General features: G+C 60.5%; 21 protein-coding genes, 1 tRNA gene and 1 pseudogene. 19 read left to right on the plus strand and 4 right to left on the minus strand.

What is annotated here, in order from left to right; genetic code table 11:
• Nucleotides 1-620 precede the first annotated feature (620 nt).
• Nucleotides 621-1376, minus strand: coding sequence for an SDR family NAD(P)-dependent oxidoreductase (locus D3227_RS37065; RefSeq protein WP_120019054.1), 756 nt, complete (start codon nt 1374-1376; stop codon nt 621-623).
• A gap of 361 nt (nt 1377-1737) precedes the next feature.
• Here D3227_RS37065 and D3227_RS37070 point away from each other — a divergent pair, with 361 nt between their 5' ends.
• The 15 genes and pseudogenes from D3227_RS37070 (at nt 1738) to D3227_RS37145 (ending at nt 15457) form a co-directional block, all read left to right on the plus strand.
• On the plus strand, nt 1738-2334 hold the full coding sequence (locus D3227_RS37070; RefSeq protein WP_120019055.1) for a L,D-transpeptidase: 597 nt from the start codon (nt 1738-1740) through the stop codon (nt 2332-2334).
• Nucleotides 2335-2539: 205 nt separating this feature from the next.
• Nucleotides 2540-2680: an ABC transporter gene (locus tag D3227_RS37075; RefSeq protein ID WP_120019056.1), complete on the plus strand. Its 141-nt coding sequence runs from the start codon at nt 2540-2542 to the stop codon at nt 2678-2680.
• A 146-nt stretch (nt 2681-2826) separates the two neighbouring features.
• Nucleotides 2827-3399: a hypothetical protein gene (locus tag D3227_RS37080; protein ID WP_120019076.1), complete on the plus strand. Its 573-nt coding sequence runs from the start codon at nt 2827-2829 to the stop codon at nt 3397-3399.
• Between the two features lie 167 nt (nt 3400-3566).
• Complete coding sequence (locus tag D3227_RS37085; protein ID WP_120019077.1) at nt 3567-4154, plus strand: protein-S-isoprenylcysteine O-methyltransferase; 588 nt, start codon at nt 3567-3569, stop codon at nt 4152-4154.
• 9 nt (nt 4155-4163) lie between these two features.
• Nucleotides 4164-4943, plus strand: coding sequence for a hypothetical protein (locus tag D3227_RS37090; protein WP_120019057.1), 780 nt, complete (start codon nt 4164-4166; stop codon nt 4941-4943).
• Nucleotides 4940-5830 (plus strand): SDR family NAD(P)-dependent oxidoreductase, encoded by an 891-nt coding sequence (locus D3227_RS37095; RefSeq protein ID WP_120019058.1) that lies wholly within the window; start codon nt 4940-4942, stop codon nt 5828-5830. Before D3227_RS37090 ends, D3227_RS37095 begins: the two co-directional genes overlap by 4 nt.
• A gap of 297 nt (nt 5831-6127) precedes the next feature.
• A complete protein-coding gene (locus D3227_RS37100; RefSeq protein WP_167481026.1) occupies nt 6128-7909 on the plus strand; it encodes a sensor histidine kinase in 1782 nt (593 codons plus the stop codon).
• 8 nt (nt 7910-7917) lie between these two features.
• Nucleotides 7918-8535 carry a response regulator gene (locus D3227_RS37105; protein WP_120019060.1) on the plus strand — a complete coding sequence of 206 codons (618 nt, stop codon included), beginning with the start codon at nt 7918-7920 and terminating at the stop codon, nt 8533-8535.
• A gap of 191 nt (nt 8536-8726) precedes the next feature.
• Nucleotides 8727-9134, plus strand: coding sequence for a response regulator (locus tag D3227_RS37110; RefSeq protein WP_147377782.1), 408 nt, complete (start codon nt 8727-8729; stop codon nt 9132-9134).
• A 76-nt stretch (nt 9135-9210) separates the two neighbouring features.
• Nucleotides 9211-9744: pseudogene (locus D3227_RS37115) on the plus strand (DUF2092 domain-containing protein); the annotation flags it as partial.
• 300 nt (nt 9745-10044) lie between these two features.
• Nucleotides 10045-11127 (plus strand): substrate-binding domain-containing protein, encoded by a 1083-nt coding sequence (locus tag D3227_RS37120; RefSeq protein ID WP_120019063.1) that lies wholly within the window; start codon nt 10045-10047, stop codon nt 11125-11127.
• Between the two features lie 78 nt (nt 11128-11205).
• Nucleotides 11206-13461: an ABC transporter permease gene (locus D3227_RS37125; protein ID WP_120019064.1), complete on the plus strand. Its 2256-nt coding sequence runs from the start codon at nt 11206-11208 to the stop codon at nt 13459-13461.
• Nucleotides 13454-14236 (plus strand): ATP-binding cassette domain-containing protein, encoded by a 783-nt coding sequence (locus tag D3227_RS37130; protein ID WP_120019065.1) that lies wholly within the window; start codon nt 13454-13456, stop codon nt 14234-14236. Before D3227_RS37125 ends, D3227_RS37130 begins: the two co-directional genes overlap by 8 nt.
• Nucleotides 14237-14698: 462 nt before the next feature.
• Nucleotides 14699-15004, plus strand: coding sequence for a hypothetical protein (locus tag D3227_RS37140; RefSeq protein ID WP_120019067.1), 306 nt, complete (start codon nt 14699-14701; stop codon nt 15002-15004).
• Nucleotides 15005-15130: 126 nt separating this feature from the next.
• The gene (locus D3227_RS37145) at nt 15131-15457 is read left to right on the plus strand and encodes an HNH endonuclease (RefSeq protein ID WP_120019068.1); all 327 of its coding nucleotides are present in this window, start codon (nt 15131-15133) and stop codon (nt 15455-15457) included.
• A gap of 907 nt (nt 15458-16364) precedes the next feature.
• Here D3227_RS37145 and D3227_RS41350 read toward each other — a convergent pair.
• Nucleotides 16365-16643, minus strand: a complete 279-nt coding sequence (locus D3227_RS41350) for a hypothetical protein (RefSeq protein ID WP_147377783.1) — start codon at nt 16641-16643, stop codon at nt 16365-16367.
• A 418-nt stretch (nt 16644-17061) separates the two neighbouring features.
• On the opposite strand from D3227_RS41350, the gene D3227_RS43360 reads away from it, so the two are divergent.
• The 3 genes from D3227_RS43360 (at nt 17062) to D3227_RS37180 (ending at nt 18575) form a co-directional block, all read left to right on the plus strand.
• Entirely contained in the window at nt 17062-17298 is a 237-nt protein-coding gene (locus tag D3227_RS43360; protein WP_245452096.1) for a hypothetical protein, read from the plus strand.
• A gap of 825 nt (nt 17299-18123) precedes the next feature.
• The gene (locus D3227_RS37175; RefSeq protein WP_120019072.1) at nt 18124-18369 is read left to right on the plus strand and encodes a hypothetical protein; all 246 of its coding nucleotides are present in this window, start codon (nt 18124-18126) and stop codon (nt 18367-18369) included.
• Complete coding sequence (locus D3227_RS37180) at nt 18366-18575, plus strand: hypothetical protein (RefSeq protein WP_120019073.1); 210 nt, start codon at nt 18366-18368, stop codon at nt 18573-18575. The genes D3227_RS37175 and D3227_RS37180 overlap by 4 nt, the downstream gene beginning before the upstream one ends.
• 32 nt (nt 18576-18607) lie before the next feature.
• On the opposite strand, the gene D3227_RS42040 is transcribed toward D3227_RS37180, so the two are convergent.
• A complete protein-coding gene (locus D3227_RS42040; protein ID WP_245452097.1) occupies nt 18608-19063 on the minus strand; it encodes a DUF4145 domain-containing protein in 456 nt (151 codons plus the stop codon).
• Nucleotides 19064-19422: 359 nt separating this feature from the next.
• Nucleotides 19423-19499: transfer RNA gene (locus D3227_RS37190), tRNA-Met, on the minus strand.
• A gap of 237 nt (nt 19500-19736) precedes the next feature.
• Between D3227_RS37190 and D3227_RS37195 the strand changes: the two genes are divergently transcribed.
• Nucleotides 19737-20702 carry a Gfo/Idh/MocA family protein gene (locus D3227_RS37195; protein WP_120019075.1) on the plus strand — a complete coding sequence of 322 codons (966 nt, stop codon included), beginning with the start codon at nt 19737-19739 and terminating at the stop codon, nt 20700-20702.
• Nucleotides 20703-20981: the final 279 nt, after the last annotated feature.

The raw sequence follows: 20981 nt of genomic DNA on the forward strand, positions 1-20981 counted from the left end.
CGAGATAATCCTGCTCGTCTGCGCTCAGAACCAACGGCGCGGTTGGGCGGCCATTCGCGTTCGCCATAATGCGCTCCTCTCCAGAAGCGACGTAGCATACAATGTAACGAACTTCAGTTCCAGATGACTAGCGAGCGACCGCATAGATGTGGAGTCATTGGACAGGCGAGCTAGGCATTGATATTGCTGTTGTCAAAACCTGGGGATTTTTGGAGCTACTCCCCAGCTTCGGAGAGTAATGGGCATTCAGAGAGCGGTTGGGGGAAGAACGTCGTTTCCTCACTCCCCAGCTTTCGGCCGCACATCCGGCACACGCTGGGCTTTCAGGAGGCCATGAGCGAACCGGAGAATTGTTTGGACTTTGAAGGTGGTAGAGGGAGAGGAACCGGGAACCAACCTTCTCTACGGAGCCGCGCCATGACGGCAACTGAAATGCGCCTCGGATACGTTGATGACGACCGGCCTCGCCGGAACCGCGCTTTGGTCGGCTCCCGAAACTCTGCCTCGCTCCGTGCAGATGGGCGTCTCTCATAGTCGAGGGGCGGCAATAGCATGACGCCGTCTCGGCGCGGCCCGCCCGCTATTCAAGAGCTGGGACGAACTGCGGCCAGCCACTGCACCTAATGGGCGGTGTAAGCTCCGTCCACCAGATGGTAGCTTCCCGTGATAAAGCTAGCCTGGTCGGACAAGAGGAAGCACACAAGAGCTGCTACCTCCTCAGGTCTCCCGCGCCTGCCCATCGGCTGAAGCCCCGCAATGCGCCGGATGGCTGCTGCCTCCATTTGCTCCGATACGAGTGGCGTTTCGATCCAGCCGGGGCCCACGACATTGATTCGGATGCCCCTTCTCGCATATTCCATCGCCGCAACCTTGGTCAGTCCAACGACCCCGTGTTTCGCTGCCGTGTATGCGGACGCAGTTGGCAATCCGACGGAACCGAGAACGGAAGACATGTTGACGATAGCGCCTCCGCCCCGATCCAGCATGGCGGCGATCTCGTATTTCATGCAGTAGAAAATGCCATTTAAATTGACGTTTATCAACTTGTGCCAGTTGTCGAGCGGATAGTCTGCCGTTGCTTTTCGAACGCCGTCGATACCTGCATTGTTTACCGCCATATCCAGGCCGCCGCATTTCTGGACAGCGAACTCGACCAGCTTTTCCACGGCTGCCGCATCAGTGACATCGACCGCAAAGTCGTGAGCCCTGCCTCCTTGCGAGCGTATTTCGGCGGCTTTGCTGTGCGCAGCCTCAGCATCAAGGTCGGCAACAACAACCTCGGCTCCTTCTTGTGCGAGTTGCCGTGAAACAGCCGCTCCTATTCCGGAGCCCGCGCCGGTCACAACCGCGATCTTATCTTGGAAGTCATGCTTCATCTCTATCCTTGTGCCCACAGCGACATAACGAATGGAGCCAGATGGTTGTCACAAGAGGCTTCGTTCATAGCAGATTTCGGCAGCCAAGGCCCCTGTTTGTCCTGTGAACTCTCCTGGCGCCCGACGCCCTCAGCCAACCTGCGTGGCGCCCAAATGAAAGGTTACATCAAGAAGCCGGCCTGACTGGAATTAAAGCATCACACCAGTGAAGCGGTTTGGCGAGCATGGCCGGTCGGCAACGCAACAACGCCTGGTTCCGGTTGTTCCAGGTCAGTTCGGGCAAGGAGCGAGACTTGGCCGACGGGCCTTGGAGTGTTAGAGACGACGGCGGTAGGGCTGACCATTTTCTTAGCAGGTGGAAATGGACAATAACCACATTGCGCGCCGGGGGCTCGTGCTGGGTAGTCTGGCTCTGATGGTTTCCGGATGTACGTCAGCGTTACGACAGGCGGCGGAGCCGATTTCATCCGCGTTCGCACCAAGGCGTGGCCTGGATCCTCGTTACCGACGGCAGCATGTGCGGTATTACGGAAACGAGCAGGCTGGAACGATCGTCGTTGATACTTCGCAACGTTTCCTCTACGCCGTCGAGAGGGATGGGTGGGCGACGCGCTACGGCGTCGGCGTCGGCGAACAGGGACTTTCGTTCAAGGGTACAGCCACCGTCGGCCGCAAGGCGGACTGGCCGTCGTGGACGCCCACCGACAACATGATGAGGCGCAAGCCGCGCCTAGTGCAATACGCCGGCGGGGTCCCCGGCGGACCAAACAATCCGCTTGGTGCTCGGGCCCTTTATCTCTATCGCGACGGACGCGACACCCACTTCCGGGTGCATGGCACAAACGAGCCGTGGACGATAGGCACAGCGGTATCGAACGGGTGCATCCGTTTGATAAATGACGACATCATTGACCTCTACGACCGTACCCCTCTGGGCGCGACGGTGCTGGTTATTTGATGGTCTGAGATGCGCCGCACGCCTGATCTCCGTCGGATGGTAAACTCTGCCAGCACGTCACCGTAAACGTGCCGCGGGGAACCGGGTGCCAATTGTGTCATTTCAGCACTAGGCCTTGGCGTAGTTTGCAGCTAATTTAGCGGGGCTGCATTATTATTTGTGGCGCTTTCATAGGCTATTCCGCCCCTGGGGAAAGGATTGCTTGATGAGCAGGATCTTGATTGCAATGGTTGCCATGCTCGCCGTTGCCAGCCTGAGCGGCTGCGCGAACGATTGGATCGGCAAAGGAAAGGGGAAGGCTCCTCCGCCGGAACCCGCTCCGGTAGAGCAGCCCGTGATTAAATAAGGACCGGCTTTCGGTGAGTATGGGAAGGGCCGCCAGGCCCTTCCCCGTCGATACGCAGGGCAAAGGCCGACTTCATAGCCTACGGCGCGATTGGCGGGCATAGGCTGTTCCTAGGCCTGCGCTTCGTGAAGTTCGAGAACGCGGCGATGACGCTTGTAAATGGCCGTCTCTTGCTTGTGGCCCTGCTGCCGCTCGCGGCAGCGGCATGTCAGACGAAAGACCTGCCGGCCCAGCCGAATTTCGTTTCTTTTGCCGATGGCGGAACTGCCTCTCAAGATAAGGACGAGCGGTTCTTCATCGAGTTCCGCTCCCGCTACGCCCTCAGCTACGGCCACACTTACGCAGTTTTTGGGCGCTTGAACCAAGACGGGAGAATGGTCGATCCCCAAGTCGCGGGCCTTCACCCGGCTTCGAATAGTGCAGTTCCCTACGTTCTGGGCCATTTCGTGCCGGTGCCAGCCGAAACCGGGTGGAGTGACGGTGATCTGGAAGAACAATACAGATCCGCAAGCTGGCGAGTCATGCTGACTCGGGACGAGTACAACAAAGTCGTTGCCTACATCCGGAAGCTGCAGGCGAAGTCCCATGTCTGGCAGGCAACAGTCTTGAACTGCAACAGCTTCGTGGCGGACATCGCGCGCTCCATGGGGTATAAGACTCCCGCTATTCAGCTCCGGCCGCAACAATTCATAACTAAGCTTCGGGAAATGAATACATAACCAAGTTTCGAGGAATGGATGGGGCCGAATGCGATCGGTACTGCCCCCTCCGGCTGTCGCATTAGCGGATCGCTGCGCCTGAAGGTCGGCCGGTGACGAAATCGAGGGGATGGGTGAAGTGGTACAGTCCCAGATCGCAGAAAGGGCGACGGTGGCCTGAAGTGAGCATTGCAGTTGCCTCAGTTGGCGAGATCATATGGGTGATCGGCGTCATTGCTTGGTACGTGATCCGGTATCCCTTCGAGCGCCGGGCGAGGCGTGTGCGAATTGTAGCTGGCGGCCGCTCACGTTCCGACACCGTCGGGCTTGCATCGGCTCTTTTTGGCCTAGCGATCCTGCCTGCCTTCTATGTAGCCACCGGCATCCCTGGAGCGGCTGACCATCCGGCCAGCGCGTGGGCGGTGGCTCTCGGCACCATCATCTTCTGCTGCGCGTTGTGGATTTTTCGCATGTCCCACAAGGAACTTGGCCGTAACTGGTCGATTACGCTGGAGATTCGCGAACGGCATGAACTGGTCTGCGCCGGGCCATACGCCCTAGTCCGTCACCCGATGTACACCTCGTTCCTGCTCATGGGGCTCGGCCAGATCTTTCTGCTGTCGAACTGGGTTGCGGGCATTTCGGGTTTGATTGGGTTCGCAGTCCTTTTTCTGCTGAGAGTGGATAAGGAAGAGCGTATGATGCTGGAGAATTTCGGCTCGCAATACCGTGCCTATATGGAAAAAACCAAGCGAATAGTCCCTTATCTTTATTAGAGGTCGTTGATGCGAGGCCGAGCCCTCAAGCTTTCGGCGCCCCGGCGCCTTGTTGGCGATCTGATGAGGTTTTCGATCGGCGTGCCACGGGTCGCAGTGCAGCGTCAGATGAACCTCGGCCCACTCGTAGCGGCTAGAATGGCGCAGCAGACCAGGCCCTCTTGGACAGCGATCTTCCTGAAGGGATACGCGCTTCTCGCCCGAGAGCTGCCGGAGCTACGGCGCGCCTATGTCAAGTTGCCCTGGCCGCAGCTTTACGAGTATCCGGTAAGCGTAGCCTCGATTGCCCACGAGCGCGAGTATGACGGTGAGCCGGCCGTTCTGTTAAGCTGCATCAAGTGCCCGGAGCGCTATTCCATCACGGAACTTGAGGCATCGATCCACGCGGCGCGGTCACGGCCGATTCTTGAGGTCACGGAGTTCCGGCGTGCCTTGCGGTTGGCACGTGTGCCCGCGCCACTCAGGTGGCTGCTTATGTGGCTAGGCCTGAATATCGCCCGGCAAAGGGCAAATTACTTCGGTACCTTCCAACTGTCTGTCTATTCGGGTCTCGGCGCGGAATCACTCAACCCGCTCACACCATTGACCACGCTTCTTAACTACGGTCCGATCGGCGAAGACGGATCGGTGAATGTCCGCATCCACTACGATCACCGGGTGATGGATGGAGCGAACGTCGCACGAGCACTAGAGAGATTCGAAAAGATTCTGAACGGCGCTGTCGCCAATGAAGTGGTGCTGCTCGGTCAAAGTGTTGCCGCTCCTGCAAGGCAGAGGAACGCGACATGATTTCGCACTGTGAATTCCGACCCGCGGTCGTCGTAATTGGCGGGTCGGCTGGAATTGGACGGGCAATTGCGAGCGTCGCTGCACGTGAGCGCGGTGCGGTTGTGCTCGTTGCCCGCTCGCCCGAGGGTTTGGCGGCCGCGGCGGCTGAGGTTCGGGAGGGGGGTGGCGAGGCATTCACGCTCGAGTTGGATCTCGTGGCAGGCGATGCGCCAACGCGCCTAGAGGACTTTCTGTCCGCACACGGCCTGGTCTGTGATGTCCTGGTCAACAGCGCAGGCTATGGCCTACGGGGCGCGGCGACGGCGCTCCCTATTGATGCCCAGCTCGGCATCATCGATCTAAACATACATTCCCTCAGCGAATTGACCCTCCATTTCCTGCCGGGAATGGTGGCGCGCGGGCGGGGCGGGGTGCTCAATCTCAGTTCCGTGGCCGGGTTCGTTCCTGGGCCTTATATGGCTTTGTACTTCGCCAGCAAAGGTTTCGTGCGCTTCTTCTCAGAGGCGCTTCATCAGGAATTGCGCCGAACCGGTGTGACTGTCACATGCGTGGCACCAGGGCCGGTGTCGACGGAGTTTCTCGAAAGGTCCCGCGCCTATCAGACGCCGCTCTTCAGTATCTTGCCCAAGCTGGATCCGGAGGATGTGGCCGAACGCGCGTGGCGAGGGTTCAAATCCGGTCGTCGCCTCGTCGTACCGGGAATCTCGGCCAAGTTGGCTGCCCTTGCGGCGGCGCTCCTGCCTTCTGCAGCGATGCTGCCCCTGATCGGCCGGCTGCAACGCGGCGGCAATGATCCATGTCCTTGCGGTTCAGGTGTGAAGTTCAAGAAATGCTGCGGTACCCGCCAGTTCCAGCTACGCCGGGGCCCTCGGGGAATTATCCCCTGATCGGACCAGCACGCCACTGCTCGCCATTCCAGAAGTCGCTGATGGTCTTGGTTGCTGCTCAACGACCAAACGCTTCAGCAGCGAGGTGAACCACTTCGAAAAGGGACCCGGCCACAGGAGCCGATGAGGCCGTGCGACCCAAGCCGACGCTACGGTACTTGAGTCTATCTCGGTTCGGATTTCGCTCGCGCCCCGTAACTGCTATCTTGGAGATGTGAACGGCAATCCGCGAGGTGCTCTGCACTTAAAATTATGATGGGCTATCCCCCAAGGACGTTGTTGTATGGGGCTTGGCTGGTGGTAGCCTTCCTCTTATTTTCCGTGCTTGGGGCGAACGCAGCAGAGCCAAAGCGTGTACTTTTGCTGCATTCGTTCGGTCGTGATTTTGCGCCTTTCAGCGAGATGACCAAGAGTTTTCAGGCGGCGCTCGTGAAGCGATCGCCGGAGCTGGTTGATTTTTATGAGGCGTCGATTTTTACAGCACGGTTTCAGGAGCCCGAGAACGAAGGTTCGCTGGTCAAATATCTGCAGGATCTCTTTTCTGGGCGCAGACTTGACTTGATTGTAGCTCAAGGTGGGCCGGCTGCGGCCTTCGTTGAGAAATATCGGCAACAGCTGTTTTTTGACACACCCATGGTGATAGCAGGGGTCGATGCGCGGCTCACGGCCGATGCCGCCAATACACCCAATGCCACCTACATCGGGGTCAAGCTCGATCTTCCAGCCTTCGTCGAGAATATTCTGCGCGTGCGGCCCGAGACAACAGACATTGCAGTCATCATCGGAAATTCTCCAAACGAGCAATACTGGGCTCGTGAATTGCATCGTGAGTTTCAACCGTTCGCGGATCGCGTGGAATTCGAATGGCTTGACGAGTTGTCGCTCGACGAAATGTTACGCAGGGTCGCCCGCCTGCCGCCGCAGTCAGCCGTTCTCTATTTCATGCTGGCGGTGGATGGAGCAGGTGCCGTGCACCCGCTGGATGCAGCCTTCACACGGATACGCGAAGTCGCCACCGTGCCTGTCTTCGGCTATGGCGACTACCACTTGGGGCAGGGCTCGGTTGGCGGGCCTGCGGATCAAACTCAAGCCATAGGCCAGCAAACCGCTGACGTTGCTCTCCGTATTCTTGCGGGCGAGAGGGCGGGCGAAATCAAGACTCCGCTCTTTGGACTTGGCACTCCAGCCTACGACTGGAGAGAGTTGCAGAGATGGGGGATTAGCGAAACCAGCCTGCCGCCAAGCAGTGAAGTTCGGTTTCGGTCGCCAAGCGCATGGGGGCTCTATCGCTGGTACATTGTCGGAACGATTTCGCTGATCGTGCTTCAGACGCTTCTAATTGTGAGCTTTCTCGTGCAACGGGCCAGGCGGCGCGCGGCCGAGATCGGCATTCGCGCAAAGGAAGGCGAGCTTCGCGTCAGCTACGACCAGGTTCGCCAATTGGCTGGCCGGCTCATCTACGCACAGGAGGAGGAGCGGACCCGAATTGCGCGCGAACTCCATGATGATGTCGGGCAGCGCGTCGCGTCGCTTTCAATCGGGTTGAGCAGTCTCAAGCGGCGCGTCCCCAATCCCGATGATACCGCGCGAAACGAGTTGTCGGGACTTCAGCAGCAGGTCGTCGGGTTGGCGAAGGACCTGCGGGATTTGTCGCACGAACTGCATCCAGGAGCACTTGAGCATGTCGGATTGCTGGAGGCATTGCGAGGCCGCTGCGCGGAAATCAACGGCGAGTCCGGCACAAGGGTAGATGTCGAGGTCGCCGATGGATGGTCCGAAGTCGCGGACGACATTGAACTGTGCCTTTACAGGGTCGCACAGGAAGCGCTTCGCAACATAACCAAGCATGCCCATGCCAGGACGGTCCGCATATGGCTCGCGCGCCGGAATGGCCAAGTCATGATGCGGATTACCGACGACGGACGTGGATTCCAGGAGAACGGCTCGGACGGACAGCATGGGATCGGATTGCTGAGCATGCGTGAGCGCGTCAGAATGCTCGAGGGGAGTTTCGAGGTGGAGTCGTCCAGTCGAGGTACCGTCGCCACCGTCGTCATTCCGACGGGAGAGCGGCATTGAGACCGCGGGTGATCCTTGCGGATGACCATCTGATGGTTGCCGAAGCACTTGGCCGGTTGATCGCTGAGGTCGCCGATCTGGTCGGACGGGCCGCCGATGGGCAGCAACTCGTCGAGAGTGCGCGGCGCCTCAAGCCGGACATCATCGTTTCGGATATTACCATGCCGGTGATGAGTGGTCTGGACGCCCTGCGTCAGCTCAAGTCGGAGCAATCCAGCGCGCGCTTCATATTCTTGACAGTCCACACCGAGGCAAGCGTAGCCGCCGAAGCCATGCGCGCCGGGGCATGCGGATATCTTCTCAAGGCGGCGGCGGGCGAAGAACTGCTCGATGCCATCCGCGCCGTCATGGCCGGCCGCATATATCTGACACCGCATATTGCCGGGGATGTCTTGCGGACGATTTCGCAGCCCGCGGATCACGGAGAGCATCACCTTACCTCTCGCCAAAGAGAAATCCTGGGGCTGATCGCGCAAGGCAAGCGCATGAAAGAGATTGCGGGCGACCTGAAAATTTCGGTGCGCACCGTCGAGGATCACAAGTCCCAATTGCTGCACGTCCTCGGCGCCAAGAGAACGGCTGACCTGATCAGATTTGCCGTGAAGCAGGGGCTGATTTCCGACTGATCCGGTTTCCGGTTCTTCCCGAACCTCGAACCCCGCGATTTCCCGGCTCCCTGCCCCCGTGTTTTCCGGCCCGCCAACCCCGGGATTTCCACGCCCAGGGCCCCCGGGGTTTCCCCGATGCGCCGGCCTGGCTGCGCTCGTAGCATCCGACCCATAGCACCAGACCCGATACTCAAGCCGAGGGATTTCACTTGGCACGCAAACGTCTCGTACTTGCAGAGGATCATACTGAGATGGCTGAGCACCTTCGATCCCTACTTGGCGATTACGACGTCGACATCGTGCCGGATGGACAGGGATTGATTGCGGCAGTGAATGCAAACATGCCCGACATCATTATTTCCGACATCGCGATGCCAGGCATCAGCGGGCTGGTGGCGGCACGCGACATCCTCGCCGTGCATCCGAATGTCCGTATCATCTTCGTGTCGGTTCGAGATGAGCCGGCCATCATCAGAAAAGCAATCGATGAAGGCGCTGCGGGATACGTCGTGAAGGCCGATGCGGGCGACGAACTGCTTGACGCAGTTCAGACGGTCCTTGGCGGCGGCCACTACGTTTCCTCGTCCGCGCGTGCTGCGCTGAAGGGTGGACCTTGAGCTTAATCACGAAGCTTGCCCGATCTGCCCGCAAGGTCTTGCAAAGTTAAAACGCATCTCAACGGAGGAACCTCTGATGAACCGAGCAACCCAGAAATCATTCGCACGCGCCGCCACAGCGGCATCCGCTGTGGCGCTGGTCCTGTCGATCGGCCTGGGAGCTCCGGCCGCCCGGGCCGACGAAGCGGAAGCGAAAGCCCTGTTCAAGGCCATGTCGGACTATCTCGGGGCCCAAAAAGCGATAGCGTTCGACTATGATACGAACCTCGAATTCGTCACGACCGATCAGCAGAAGCTCGCGCTGGCGAGCTCGGGAGCAGTCACGCTCTCCCGGCCCGACAAGATCCGCGCCACGCGCACCGGAGGGTTTGCGGAGGTCGAGATGGTATTCGACGGCAAGACGCTGACCCTCCACCGCAAGGACGACAATCTCTTTGCTCAGGCCGAGGCGCCGGGCTCGATCGACAACCTCATCGACACGTTGAGGGACAAATACCACCGGCCTGTCCCCGGCGCCGATCTGCTGACGTCGAATGTCTACGAACAGCTGATGCCGCTGGTCGTCGATACGAAGGATCTCGGTAGCGGCGTGATCGGCGGCGTCGAGTGCAAGCCAGGCCCAGATGACAAAGCAGGCCGCTGAACACCGTCATGTCGATCTGATTTCCGTTCGGGATCACGCTCCGCCGACCAGAAGCCTTCCGAACTCTTAGCAGGACCCGGTTGCGTTAGGAGACCTTTCGACGGCGCGGATGCTTTCCGCTCTGAACCAATTCGTCGGTGAAAGTGGGAGCACTATTTACGTGGGCAGGCTTTGGGCAGAATATACGGGGTGGGAGGAAGCATTCGGAATCCCCTGAATAAATGCGCCCGAACGGCTTCCGACCGTTGGTTGCAAGGGAGGATAATCATGAAACATATTTTCCCGCTCGCGGTGTGTGCCGCGGCGTTATCGCTCGGCGTATCGAACGCCTACGCACAATCGGGCGGCGTCGATAAGGCGGTCGGCGGCTACAGCTTCGAAGAAGCCGCAAAGGAGGCCCCCGGTACCAAGGACTTCCATTCGGCCGATGGTCACCTCACTTTCGCTATCGTGACACACACTGCCGGCAATGGCTTCTTCGATCCGGTCTACGTCGGCGCGACCGTCGCCGGCAACCTGATCGGCGCCAAGGTCCTGCTGCTCGGCGCGGAATCGCCGACCGACGACCCGGCCCGCGAGATCGAAATCCTGAACCAGATCGTGCAGGATCCGACGATCGACGGGCTGATCATGACAACGCCCCAGGTCGGCGCCTATAACGACATCGTCAAGGCCGCCGAGGCGAAGGGCATACCGGTCGCCACGACCAATTCCTTTGACGGTACGATCCTCAACCGCAGCGGCATCGGCCACACCGGCCAGGACGCCTCCGCTGCCGCAATCGCCGGCGAGGCGCTCGTCAAGTGCCTCGCGGACAAGGGTATCGAGAAGGGTTCGATCGTCCTGCCGTCGTCGACCGCAATGGGCAACATTGAGGTGAACAATCGCGTCACTTCGGCTTTCAACGCCATCGTCAAGGGCTTGAAGGATGCCGGCAAGCTTGATGCCTTCAAGGTCGACGCGGGTCCGGAGAACACCGGTATCGACACCAATCCGAATGATCCGGTGAACGGCATCGTGACGCTGTTCGAATCGCGCGGCGACGTCGTTGGCGCGTTCGCCGGCAACAACGTGTTCACGCCGGCGCTTGCCAAGGCCGTCGCTCAGGCCGGAATGACCGGCAAGATCTGCGCCTACGGTTTCGACCTGGGCCCGGCCCAGCAGGATGCGATGAAGAGCGGCGATCTGACCGGCGCGCTCGGGCAGCAGCCTTTCTTGCAGGGCTTCTGGCCGGTTATGCAGCTCTATCTGCAGATCGACCGCGGCATCGCGGCGGCCAATCTCGACACGCGCGCCCAACTCGTGACGCAGGAGACTGTCGGAAACGTCGGCAAGCGCTTCGAGAACTGATTTCGCTCGGAACGTCTAAAATCGGTGCGGGAGGGCGCGAGTTCCCCCGCAGCGACGGCAACGACCAGAGGGGGACCCATGGCGCGCACCGCGACCAAATCGCCCGGCCGTGCGCCGCCACAGCTTGTCGGCGGCTGGGAGGCGGGGCTGCTTGCCCTGCTTTTGCTGCTCTATCTCGGCGGCGCTTTCGTCAACCCCGCGTTCTTCGGCTCGACCGAGGCGCTCTACGCCCTGCTGCGCGACACCTCGCGGGTGGCCATCATCGCGGTCGGGATGACCTTCGTCATCGTCAACAAGGACCTCGACCTGTCGGTCGGCTCCACCTACGGCCTGGTCGCCGTGGTGTTCGCCCGGCTGTTCGCCCCAAGCTTCCTCGATCTCGGCATCGTCCCCTCGGTGTTCCTCTGCCTGCTGCTCGGCACGCTGATCGGGCTGATCAACGGCGTGCTCGTCACCGTACTGAAGGTGCCGGCGTTCATCGGCACGCTGACCATCCTCTTCATCGGCCGCGGCTTCGTGCTGGCGCTGACCCACGGCCAGTCGATCTACTATCCCGCCAAGGCGAGCGAGCATCCGCTGTTCTTCCACCTCGGCGAGACCAACGTCCTGGGTTTCAACAACCAGGTCGTGGTCTTCGCCGTCGTCGCCGTGGTCGGCGCCTATGTGCTTGCTAAGACCCGCTGGGGCTACGAGACCTTCGCCACCGGCGGCAACGAGCAGGCAGCGGGCTATGCCGGCATCCCGACCAACTGGGTGCGCATCCGGGCCTACCTGATCTCCTCGCTCTGCGCGACCCTCGCCGGCCTGCTGTCGGCCGCCCAGGACAAGGGCGTGACCCCGCTCTACGGCGTCAGCGGTGAGTTGACCGTCATTGCCGCCGTCATCATCGGCGGCGCCTCGATCCTCGGCGGCCGCGGCCGGGTAGCCGGGTCCTGCCTCGGGGCCATGCTGGTCGTGCTGCTCGACAAGGTGCTGCGCGAGGGCTGGCCGATCACGCGCATCATCAAGATCGGCGACGAGGAAATCACGGTCAACGCCGTCTTCTCGCTGCCGGTCGGCGCGGTGCCGGTCTTCCTCGGGCTGCTGCTCATCGTCGCGGTGCTCATCGAGCCCTATCTCATCCGTCGCCAGGTGGCAGGGCGCCTCTGGGCCTGGCTCCGCGGCCGGCCGCCGCCACCGGCCTACGAGATCGGCGGCATCGCGATCGAGGGGGTGCAGACCAAGGGCGCGATGGCGACCGACATGGCGCTGTCGGCCACGGGATTAGGCAAGTTCCTCGCCCGGCGCGACGCGCTCGCCATCATGCTGACCGCGCTCCTGTGGCTGACCGGCCTCGCGCTCCGGCCGGACTACTGGTGGAACCTGTCCAACAGCTTCGCGATCCTGCTCAACTACACCGAGCTTGCGCTGATCACCATAGGGCTCACCTACGTCATCGCCGCCGGCGACATCGACCTCTCCGTGGGGGCGGTGCTCGCCCTCGCCGGCAGCACCGCCGCGTATTTCCTGAAGGTCCTCGACGCTGACCCACTCACCGCCGTGGCGATGGGCCTGCTCGCGGGCATGTGCGCCGGCCTCGTCAACGCGATCGTCACCGTCGGCTTCAAGCTGCCGGCCTTCATCGCCACGCTTGGCATGTTCTACATCGCCCGCGGCCTCGCCGCCTGGTTCGTCGCCGGGCAGCAGCTCACCGGCTGGCCCGAGGGCTACAACCTGCTTGGCCGCAAGGTGAACGACATCCTGCTGCACTACCGCATCTCGCTGCCGGACGGGCTCCTGCGCTCGATCGCCGAGGTGGTGAGCGTCCAGACCATATGGATGCTGTTCGTCGCCCTCGTTGCCGGCGTCGTGCTCGCCTACATGCCGTTCGGGCAGAAGGTCTATGCGACCGGCGGCAACATTCGCGCCGCCGCTTATGCCGGGATCAACACCAACCGGGTGCGGTTTCTCGCGCTCATGCTGGCGGCGCTCTGCGCAACAATGGCCGGGATCATCAACGTCGCCTACTTCCGCAGCTTCAACCCGGTGGCCGGCCAGTTTCGCGAGCTCGACGCCATCGCCTCGGTGATCATCGGCGGCGGTTCGATCTTCGGCGGCTACGGCACCGTGATCGGGGCGCTCGCCGGGGCGGCAGTGATCACCCTGATCCGGGCGCTGCTGCAGCTCAACGTCCAGGGCCTCGCCATGCCGCAGCACTGGATCAACGTCTTCATCGGTGGCATCCTGATCGTGGCGGTGCTGATCGACATCTGGGTGCGCCAGGCCAACATCTTCGGCCGCCTGCGGGTTCGCCTTGCGCGGCGCACAAGAACGGCGGAAACCACCCATGCGTGACGCGACTAAGCCTGCACCGATCGTAGAAATGCGGGGCATCGAAAAAGCCTTCGGTGCGGTGCAGGCGCTCCGCAACGTCGACCTCGTGCTCTATCCCGGCGAGATCCTGGGCCTCGTCGGCGACAACTCGGCCGGCAAGTCGACGCTGATGAAGATCCTGACCGGCGCCTACCAGCGCGACGCCGGCGGCGAGGTCTTCGTCGCCGGGCAGCCGGTGCGCTTCAAGAGCCCGCACGAAAGCCGCGACGCCGGCATCGAGATGATCTACCAGGACTTCGCGCTCTGCGGGAATATGGATGTCGGTCAGAACATCTTTCTTGGCCGTTGGCCGCGCAAGGGCCTTTTCGTCAATCGGCGGAAAATGTACGCGGAAGCCGACAGCGTGCTGAAGCGGCTCAAGGTCGACGTGAACTCCGTCTATCAAAAGGTCGAGAGCCTGTCGGGCGGCCGCCAACAATCTGTGGCGATTGCCCGCGCGATCTCCTTCCTGCCGCGCGTGGTGATCCTCGACGAGCCGACCGCCAATCTCTCGGTGATGGCGACCGAGCGGCTGCTCGAGACCATGCTGGAACTGAAAAAGCAGGGCGTTGCCCAGATCATCATCTCCCACCGCCTCGTTGACATCTTCGCTGTGGGTGACCGCGTGATGGTGCTGAAGCGCGGCGAGAACGTCGGCGATCGCTACATCAGGAACACCGACGAGCATGAGGTCCTGGAGATCATCGTCTCCGGCACGCGAGAGCACGCACTTACGGCCGATGAGGCAAGGCTTTGACCGTTCAGGATCACTTTTCTCCAGCCGTGGCTGTCAAACAGAATGGCAGCTTCCACTCCCCGTGTAGACCTTGAAGCGTGACATCAAGAAGGTCGTCAAAGGGTCAGTTCACGACTATGCAAGCGGGGTGCCTCAAGGTCCGCTTCCGTCTATTTGCGCCCTTAAAGCTGCCGGTCCGCCATCGGCCCCAAGGGCTTCAGCATCGGCGGCCTAGCCGACCACTTCAACCGCTCGATGCAGATCCCACGCTTCGCCGCTGGCGGCTTGGCCAAGATGGAACTGGCTCCGGCCGGCATAGGCGGAGCGTCAGGCCTTATCAACGTGCGGCTCGACTTTGGTCTCGGCCCTGGTGACGTCTTCGATCTGATCGGCGAAGGGCACATTGCCAGAAAGCTGCAGGATTTCGCCATTCGAAGCGCTCTTACAAGCACCGGCCGTAAACCATCGAGGCGCTGATAAAAAATGAGCGAGAAACCCGAGGCATGGTGGCGGGCGCCACCCGAGCATGCCGAACGCGTCGAGCGGAACCGGCAGGAGTTTATGGCGAAATTCGGTGACTTCGAAGCCGCAGCCTCCGATGGCTTCTGGCTCGGCTCGTCACCGGATGGACAGCACCTTGCTTTGCAGTTCACTCGGCCGGATGGCTCGGTCGAGCGGATCGCGATCTATTGGGAGAATGTGGACGCGTTCTTCACCGAACTGGCGGGGGCGATCGAATACATGGGCAAGCGGCAACTGGCCCACGTCGAGGCAAAGGGCGCCGCATGATCGCTTGGCTCGCCTTCACCCTGTCCGCTGGCGTCGTGCTGGCGCTGGCGTGGTGGCCTTCCTAGGGGCGATTGACGTTTTGTGGCGGCTGTGGTCCCTTTAAAAGAAAAGAGGGAACCAACCCCCATGAAGAAGAAGCTGAAGTTCAATTCGGCCAAGGTCCGCAATGAGATGGTCGATCTCCAAGGCGGGAAATGCTGCTACTGTCGGCAACCGTTTACTGAGACCGGACCAAAGGAAGCCACCCTAGAGCACAAGAAGGCCAAGATGCACGGCGGCACGAACGCGCGCGCCAATCTGGCTGCCGCCTGCTGGCACTGCAACCAGCATCGCGGCAGCCAGATGAACGCCACCAAGCTGCGGAAAGAGAAGGCCAAGGCGGCTCGCCTCACTTCGACCCCGCAGCAAGCCACAGGCGGGCGCCAGGACGCGCAAGGCGCTTCGCCGGTGTAGGACAGCGGCCGGCACGATCGCGCGCTGATGAGGCTCCTACCTAAGTGGTAGGCCAAGGTCTCAGAGCGTAATGCAAAGGGCTCAATCGGCCCCGTTCGGTTCCGGCAATGTCCATGGGACGTTCCGTACTTTAGCAACTCCTGAACCAAAGCCGGGGCTGATCGGCCGTGTGAAGCACTTGCGGGGCGAAGAGGATTTGCGGCACGCCTCTTTGCAGGATATTCGAGATGAAAGTTGATCCCGTCCCAGTTACAGAGGCGCCGCCTCGCTGACCCGGCCGTATCCCAGACATGGGGGAATTATAAATGGCCGGTGCTGTCGGGCGCTCGTTGCTAGATCTGTCGCACAGCACCGGCCATTGCGGGAAAGGAATAACCCCAAGCCCCCGCTCCGATTAATCTATTCGAATATTAGAGATCACTCAATTAAGACTAAGTGCCCTGGTTCACTCGGCCTAAAGAGCCTTGCACTGGCCCCGTCCCGTTCCACCGGATGAACTCGACTTCCTTCCCGGTGACTTCTCGCACCGTCTTCAACAGCACCTCATGCAGGGTCCGCATCGATCGGAAGTGCTCGCACGTTGGCGATATCAGCGGGCAGACGATGGCCTTATGCAGTCCTTCCGCTGCCTGCAGAAACCGCTCCAATTCTTGACCCGATAGCTGCTTCGGATGATTGCGCCTAACCACTGCGACCTCCTGTTGAGAGAAATCGCCCCACATAGGATTATGGTCCTACATTGCAGATCTGGGATCAAGAGGCCTGCTTGGTCTACCTCACAGGAAGCAGTAGGGCCACGGCGCCAAAGCCGGCCATCAGCAGGCAGGCGCCCATTCACAGCATATCGCGCTGATTGCGATCTGAAACAGGGAGGGGCGGGTTTCCCCGCCCCCCGTTCCTCGTTGGCCTATCTGTTCTTGCCCGGCAGGTCCGACGTGGTCGTCGTCGAGCAGTTATTACAATCGGTCTCGCCCTGTTTCACCTGACCATGTGGTCCTGAACTTGTGGTGGTCGTTGTCGTCGTGCCACTGTTATCTGGGTTGGCACTGTCATTTGTGTTTCCGCCATTTCCCTGTCCGGATGTGCTTGACGTATCGCTGTCAAATCCATTCTTCACTGCAGACGCGGGAGCGGACGCTGCGAGTGCGAGTGCCAAAGCCGCCGCGAAAGTAAGGAGCGTTTTCATTTATTCCTCCACTGAGAAGCCTAAAAACGCCGCATCTTTTTTGAGAGGCATAGACACGGCCTGATGCCATAAAGAACCATGAGACTCTTCCAGCGAGGACGGGTCCATTCCCTATTCGATAGTATTATGGTTGATGGCCGGAACTGATCGAACGACATATGTCGTTCGGGCTAGGCGGCAGGTTGCGCCTCACGACGCGCCGGCCATGGCAGATGACCTCATTCCGAAGCTGAAATGCGCCAAGTGCGGCGGCAAGAGCGTGGGGACGATCTACACGCCGGACACCAGCCCGAATGCCTACGGCAAGGCCAAGGGCAGCTAGTCGGCCTTGTCGCGAAGCGGCGCCCGGCGCTTCGGCGGCTGGTGTTTCGCCACCAGATCGACGGTGCTCATATCGACCGTGACGGCGCCAAGCACCTTGACCTGTCACCCGCCCGGTTTCCTCGTCGACGAACACTACATCGCCCTCGAATCGGATCTTGTCGCCGGGCTTTGCCTTCGCGTCGATGATCGAACAGGGATGATTGAACGTCGGAACGTAAAGCACGGCGCGATCGTCGATGCGCTTTCGCACCGTGGCAGTGATCGCCACCTCGTCGCCGACATTGATTTCCCGCGCCAAGGAAATAGGATTCTGGCGCCGCGCATCTGGTAGTCAAGACGTTGCTAATATGCTGACAGCGCTAGGGGCGGCCGGTGTGGCTGGTACCTTCGGGGGGGTAGATCCACACCGGCCTTGCGGGAGGGGGTAATTCCCGCAATGCCCAAGGTACAGGCATATTAGAAATCGCTCAATTAAGACTGAGGGCCTAAATCCATCGGGGCTAAAGAGACAGCCTGGCGCTACCCAGCCAATAGGCAAGTCCAGCAGCCCGGCGGTCGGGGATGGGCGCTTGTTGACCGCCGGGCCTAGCCGGCAAGGCTACCGGCTGGCGAGGTTATAGGCCCGTCAATATTCGCTGCTACTTGGCAAAAACGGCGGGTGTTCGGTTCCTCTATCCTCAAATCGGATGAGCCCAGAGTCGCGACCCGAAGTATGCCATCGAGATCAGGAGGTATTGCAGTAACTCAACCACAACTCGCTCTTCCGTTACCCCCTATCTCGCTGCCCTTTTGTAAAAGAATCGAGTGGGTCATGGCCCCCCATTGCCATTATGACCGTCGAGTAGCCAACGACCGACCATCCGTGTTCTAACATTTGCCTTATGTGGTCCGTCTCAACGTGAAGCATGGGAAGTTCGGCCATAGACCCCTCCTGACTAATTGAACAATTGCAACGTCCGGCAAGATGCCAGTTCTTGACGATTTCAGCGAATGAGAACATCGTCGGCGCACCGGTCGACAGCGCGAACTGCCGACCGGCACTTGCCACCGAAGCCGCGCGAACAGCATCGATGACCGAATCTTTCATACCATTGCAATCAGCGTCACCGCCACGATTCCGCGCGGCTTCCTCAAACATTTGGAGAGGAAGTCACACATGACCATGAACACACGTCGCGCCGCGCTTGGCGCACTTGCCTCTATTCCGGCCATAGGTGCCGCGACAGAGGCTTTTCCGTCAACCGGCTCTACCGCACCAGAAACTATCGACGATCGAATCAGGCGCCTCGCAGGGGAGCTTTCCGCCGCACTAGAAGGTATGCACGGCGGGGAGTGGCGGGTTACCGTCGATCATTCGGCCGGCTTCGCTCTCATTGTGCAGCAGCGCGGGGTGCAGTCATGAGCGACATGATCGAGGCGATCGTACCCTCACCAGCGCAAGAGATCGCTGCGGCTGAACAAAAACTAAGGCGGCTAGGAAGGGAACTAGCCGCCGCACTCGACGAATTCTTGCGGGCGTCGAACTCGGTCGGCTATCCGGTCTGCCTCAGCGTCTATCCGCGATCGCTCGGCAGGAACGAGTGGCTGGAGGAGCCAACTCTCAACTGATCATTCCGCAAGCGAAACGATGGCCCGCTGCCTCACGGTGGCGGGCTTTTCTCGGCCTCTTCGGCCGCCTTGATACCGCGATCAATTCGAGCTGTTAGAACGAAGAGAAAGTTTCCAAGCGCCTCCGCAAATTCCACCGACTGCTTCGCTTCATCAGGTGACACGTGCGGCCTGACTTCGTCGGCGTGCCGCGGTCGATTGGAGCCGAGCCTTACAGAATGCGCCCACGTTGCCATCCCTTCGGTGAGCAGGCTCTGCTTCAGAGCCTCATCAATCCGAGCGTATAGACTGCCTTCTGTTAAACCATATTTCTTCAGCATGCCGTCGACCGCGCTACCCGCCATCACCGCTGCCGCATCTGGGGCGTGGAGCGTGTCGAAAGCTTGCTGCAGAAATGTCCTGGCAGGCTCGGGAATATCCTCATGTGCAGTTTTTGCATCTGGGTAGGAAGCGACAACTTGCATCCGATTATTGTTGGCAAAGTGCATTTTCACAGAAGTGACCCCCGCGCAGCTATTACAGCGAAACGTCGCCCAATGTGCTTCCCCAAGTTGGCGCCAAGTATCTGACCACAGCCGATTTAGATTTGGATTCGCGACTGCGCAGTGTGGACAGCGACCAACACCGAAAAGCTTCTCACCCGGAATTTTCCCGGCATTTGAATTGACTGCTCCAGAATGGGCCAAAGCCGCTTCCCCCATGTCGCGTCCATGTCGCGTGGACCTGCCGATAGTCGCAGGAAACCCTTGGAAATCAACGGTAGCGGTTTGCAACATGGTGCGACATGAAATCAGCCGCCCAGATGCATGCGTTGGCACCTAAGAGGCTGATTTTATTTGGAGAAATTTGGTAGCGGGAGAGGGACTTGAACCCCCGACCCCAGGATTATGATTCCCGTGCTCTAACCGACTGAGCTACCCCGCCAGGGCGGCGAAAGGCCCGAAATCCACCTTAAATCGCAAGGCATGTCGAGGCGTTCACCAAGGTCGCGCGGATATAAGGTTGGGAGGGCAAGCCTGTCAAGCTTCGAAGCAGCCTGCGTGCCGGCATAATCTCGCCATCGAAAAGCTTTGCCGGGCAGGCAATCGAAAAGGGGTGCGGGGTTGAGTTCGACCCGGCACGTCGCTATGTCTCGGCCACGATTTTTAGAGTTTGAAAACAATGAAGCCGCGCATTGCAGTCCTCGGTTGCGGATACTGGGGCAGCAACCACATCCGCACCCTCAAGGCGCTCGGCGCCTTGCACGCGGTTTCGGATGACAACCGCGCCCGCGCGGAAGGCTTTGCAAGCGAGCAGGATTGCCTGGCGATCGAGCCGGAGCAGTTGTTCGTTCGCGGTGACATCGACGCCATCGTCATGGCGCTGCCGCCGCAGTTCCACGCCGACATGGCGGTGCGCGCTGTCGAGGGCGGCAAGGACGTGCTGGTGGAGAAACCGATCGCGCTGACGGTTGACGATGCCGAGCGCGCGGTGCAGGCGGCGAAGGACAATGGCCGCGTCTTCATGGTCGGCCATGTGCTGCGCTTCCACCCGGCCTTCGAGACGCTGAAGGCGCTGATCGACAAAGGCGAGCTTGGCGAAGTCCGCTACATCCACTCGCATCGCCTCGGGCTCGGTAAGTTCCATACCGAGAACGACGCGCTGTGGGATCTGGCGCCGCATGATCTGTCGATGATCCTGGCGATCACCGGCACCGAGCCGATCGAGGTCAGGGGCGAGGGGGCAGCACTCCTCGACAATCTCAGCGACTTCGCGCATCTGCACATGCGCTTTCCCAACGGCCTGCGCGGCCATCTCTTCGCCTCGCGGCTCAATCCCTATCGCGAGCGGCGGCTGACCGTGGTCGGCACCAAGGCTATGGCGGTGTTCGACGATGTCGAGCCATGGGAGCGCAAGCTTGCAGTCTACCGCCACGCGGTATGGCAGGACAGCGGCCAGTGGGCCTTCACCGCCAACGAGCCGTCCTATGTGGCGGTCGGCGAAGGCATGCCGCTGACCCGGGAACTGGCGCATTTCATCCAGTGCATCGAGACGCGGGCCGAACCGCGCACCAGCGGCGAGGAAGCGATCAGGGTGCTGCGCATCCTGACGGCGGGCACCATCACCCACAGCAAATCCAGTTCCTGAGAGACCGTTTGGAAACTCTACTCTGGAGGTCACCTGATGGCGGCTTCCTGCGCTTCCGGTGCTCATATGTGGACGGCCCCGTGCTTGCAAGGATGGCTGAGGTAGTTTGATCGGATCGCTTGCGCTCATATGTCCGGCCTTTTGCGCGCGGATTGTGAGCGCTGGCCAAGATGGGCTGCACGGATAGCGAGTTCCAAACACGGACACGACATTTGCTGCCGGTGAGCACCTCGGAATGCCTCGCTGGTCCCGGTTCGACCGGTCACACCATCTTCTCCT

It is taken from the genome of Mesorhizobium waimense, assembly GCF_003601975.1.
Lineage (GTDB): Bacteria > Pseudomonadota > Alphaproteobacteria > Rhizobiales > Rhizobiaceae > Mesorhizobium > Mesorhizobium waimense.

Excerpts from the sequence above, each read along its gene's own strand:
- D3227_RS37065 (WP_120019054.1), bottom strand. The coding sequence starts at position 1,376 with ATGAAGCATGACTTCCAAGATAAGATCGCGGTTGTGACCGGCGCGGGC.
- D3227_RS37070 (WP_120019055.1), top strand. The coding sequence starts at position 1,738 with ATGGACAATAACCACATTGCGCGCCGGGGGCTCGTGCTGGGTAGTCTG.
- D3227_RS37075 (WP_120019056.1), top strand. The coding sequence starts at position 2,540 with ATGAGCAGGATCTTGATTGCAATGGTTGCCATGCTCGCCGTTGCCAGC.
- D3227_RS37080 (WP_120019076.1), top strand. The coding sequence starts at position 2,827 with ATGACGCTTGTAAATGGCCGTCTCTTGCTTGTGGCCCTGCTGCCGCTC.
- D3227_RS37090 (WP_120019057.1), top strand. The coding sequence starts at position 4,164 with ATGCGAGGCCGAGCCCTCAAGCTTTCGGCGCCCCGGCGCCTTGTTGGC.
- D3227_RS37095 (WP_120019058.1), top strand. The coding sequence starts at position 4,940 with ATGATTTCGCACTGTGAATTCCGACCCGCGGTCGTCGTAATTGGCGGG.
- D3227_RS37120 (WP_120019063.1), top strand. The coding sequence starts at position 10,045 with ATGAAACATATTTTCCCGCTCGCGGTGTGTGCCGCGGCGTTATCGCTC.
- D3227_RS37125 (WP_120019064.1), top strand. The coding sequence starts at position 11,206 with ATGGCGCGCACCGCGACCAAATCGCCCGGCCGTGCGCCGCCACAGCTT.
- D3227_RS37130 (WP_120019065.1), top strand. The coding sequence starts at position 13,454 with ATGCGTGACGCGACTAAGCCTGCACCGATCGTAGAAATGCGGGGCATC.
- D3227_RS37140 (WP_120019067.1), top strand. The coding sequence starts at position 14,699 with ATGAGCGAGAAACCCGAGGCATGGTGGCGGGCGCCACCCGAGCATGCC.
- D3227_RS37145 (WP_120019068.1), top strand. The coding sequence starts at position 15,131 with ATGAAGAAGAAGCTGAAGTTCAATTCGGCCAAGGTCCGCAATGAGATG.
- D3227_RS41350 (WP_147377783.1), bottom strand. The coding sequence starts at position 16,643 with ATGAAAACGCTCCTTACTTTCGCGGCGGCTTTGGCACTCGCACTCGCA.
- D3227_RS37175 (WP_120019072.1), top strand. The coding sequence starts at position 18,124 with ATGACCATGAACACACGTCGCGCCGCGCTTGGCGCACTTGCCTCTATT.
- D3227_RS37180 (WP_120019073.1), top strand. The coding sequence starts at position 18,366 with ATGAGCGACATGATCGAGGCGATCGTACCCTCACCAGCGCAAGAGATC.
- D3227_RS42040 (WP_245452097.1), bottom strand. The coding sequence starts at position 19,063 with ATGCACTTTGCCAACAATAATCGGATGCAAGTTGTCGCTTCCTACCCA.
- D3227_RS37195 (WP_120019075.1), top strand. The coding sequence starts at position 19,737 with ATGAAGCCGCGCATTGCAGTCCTCGGTTGCGGATACTGGGGCAGCAAC.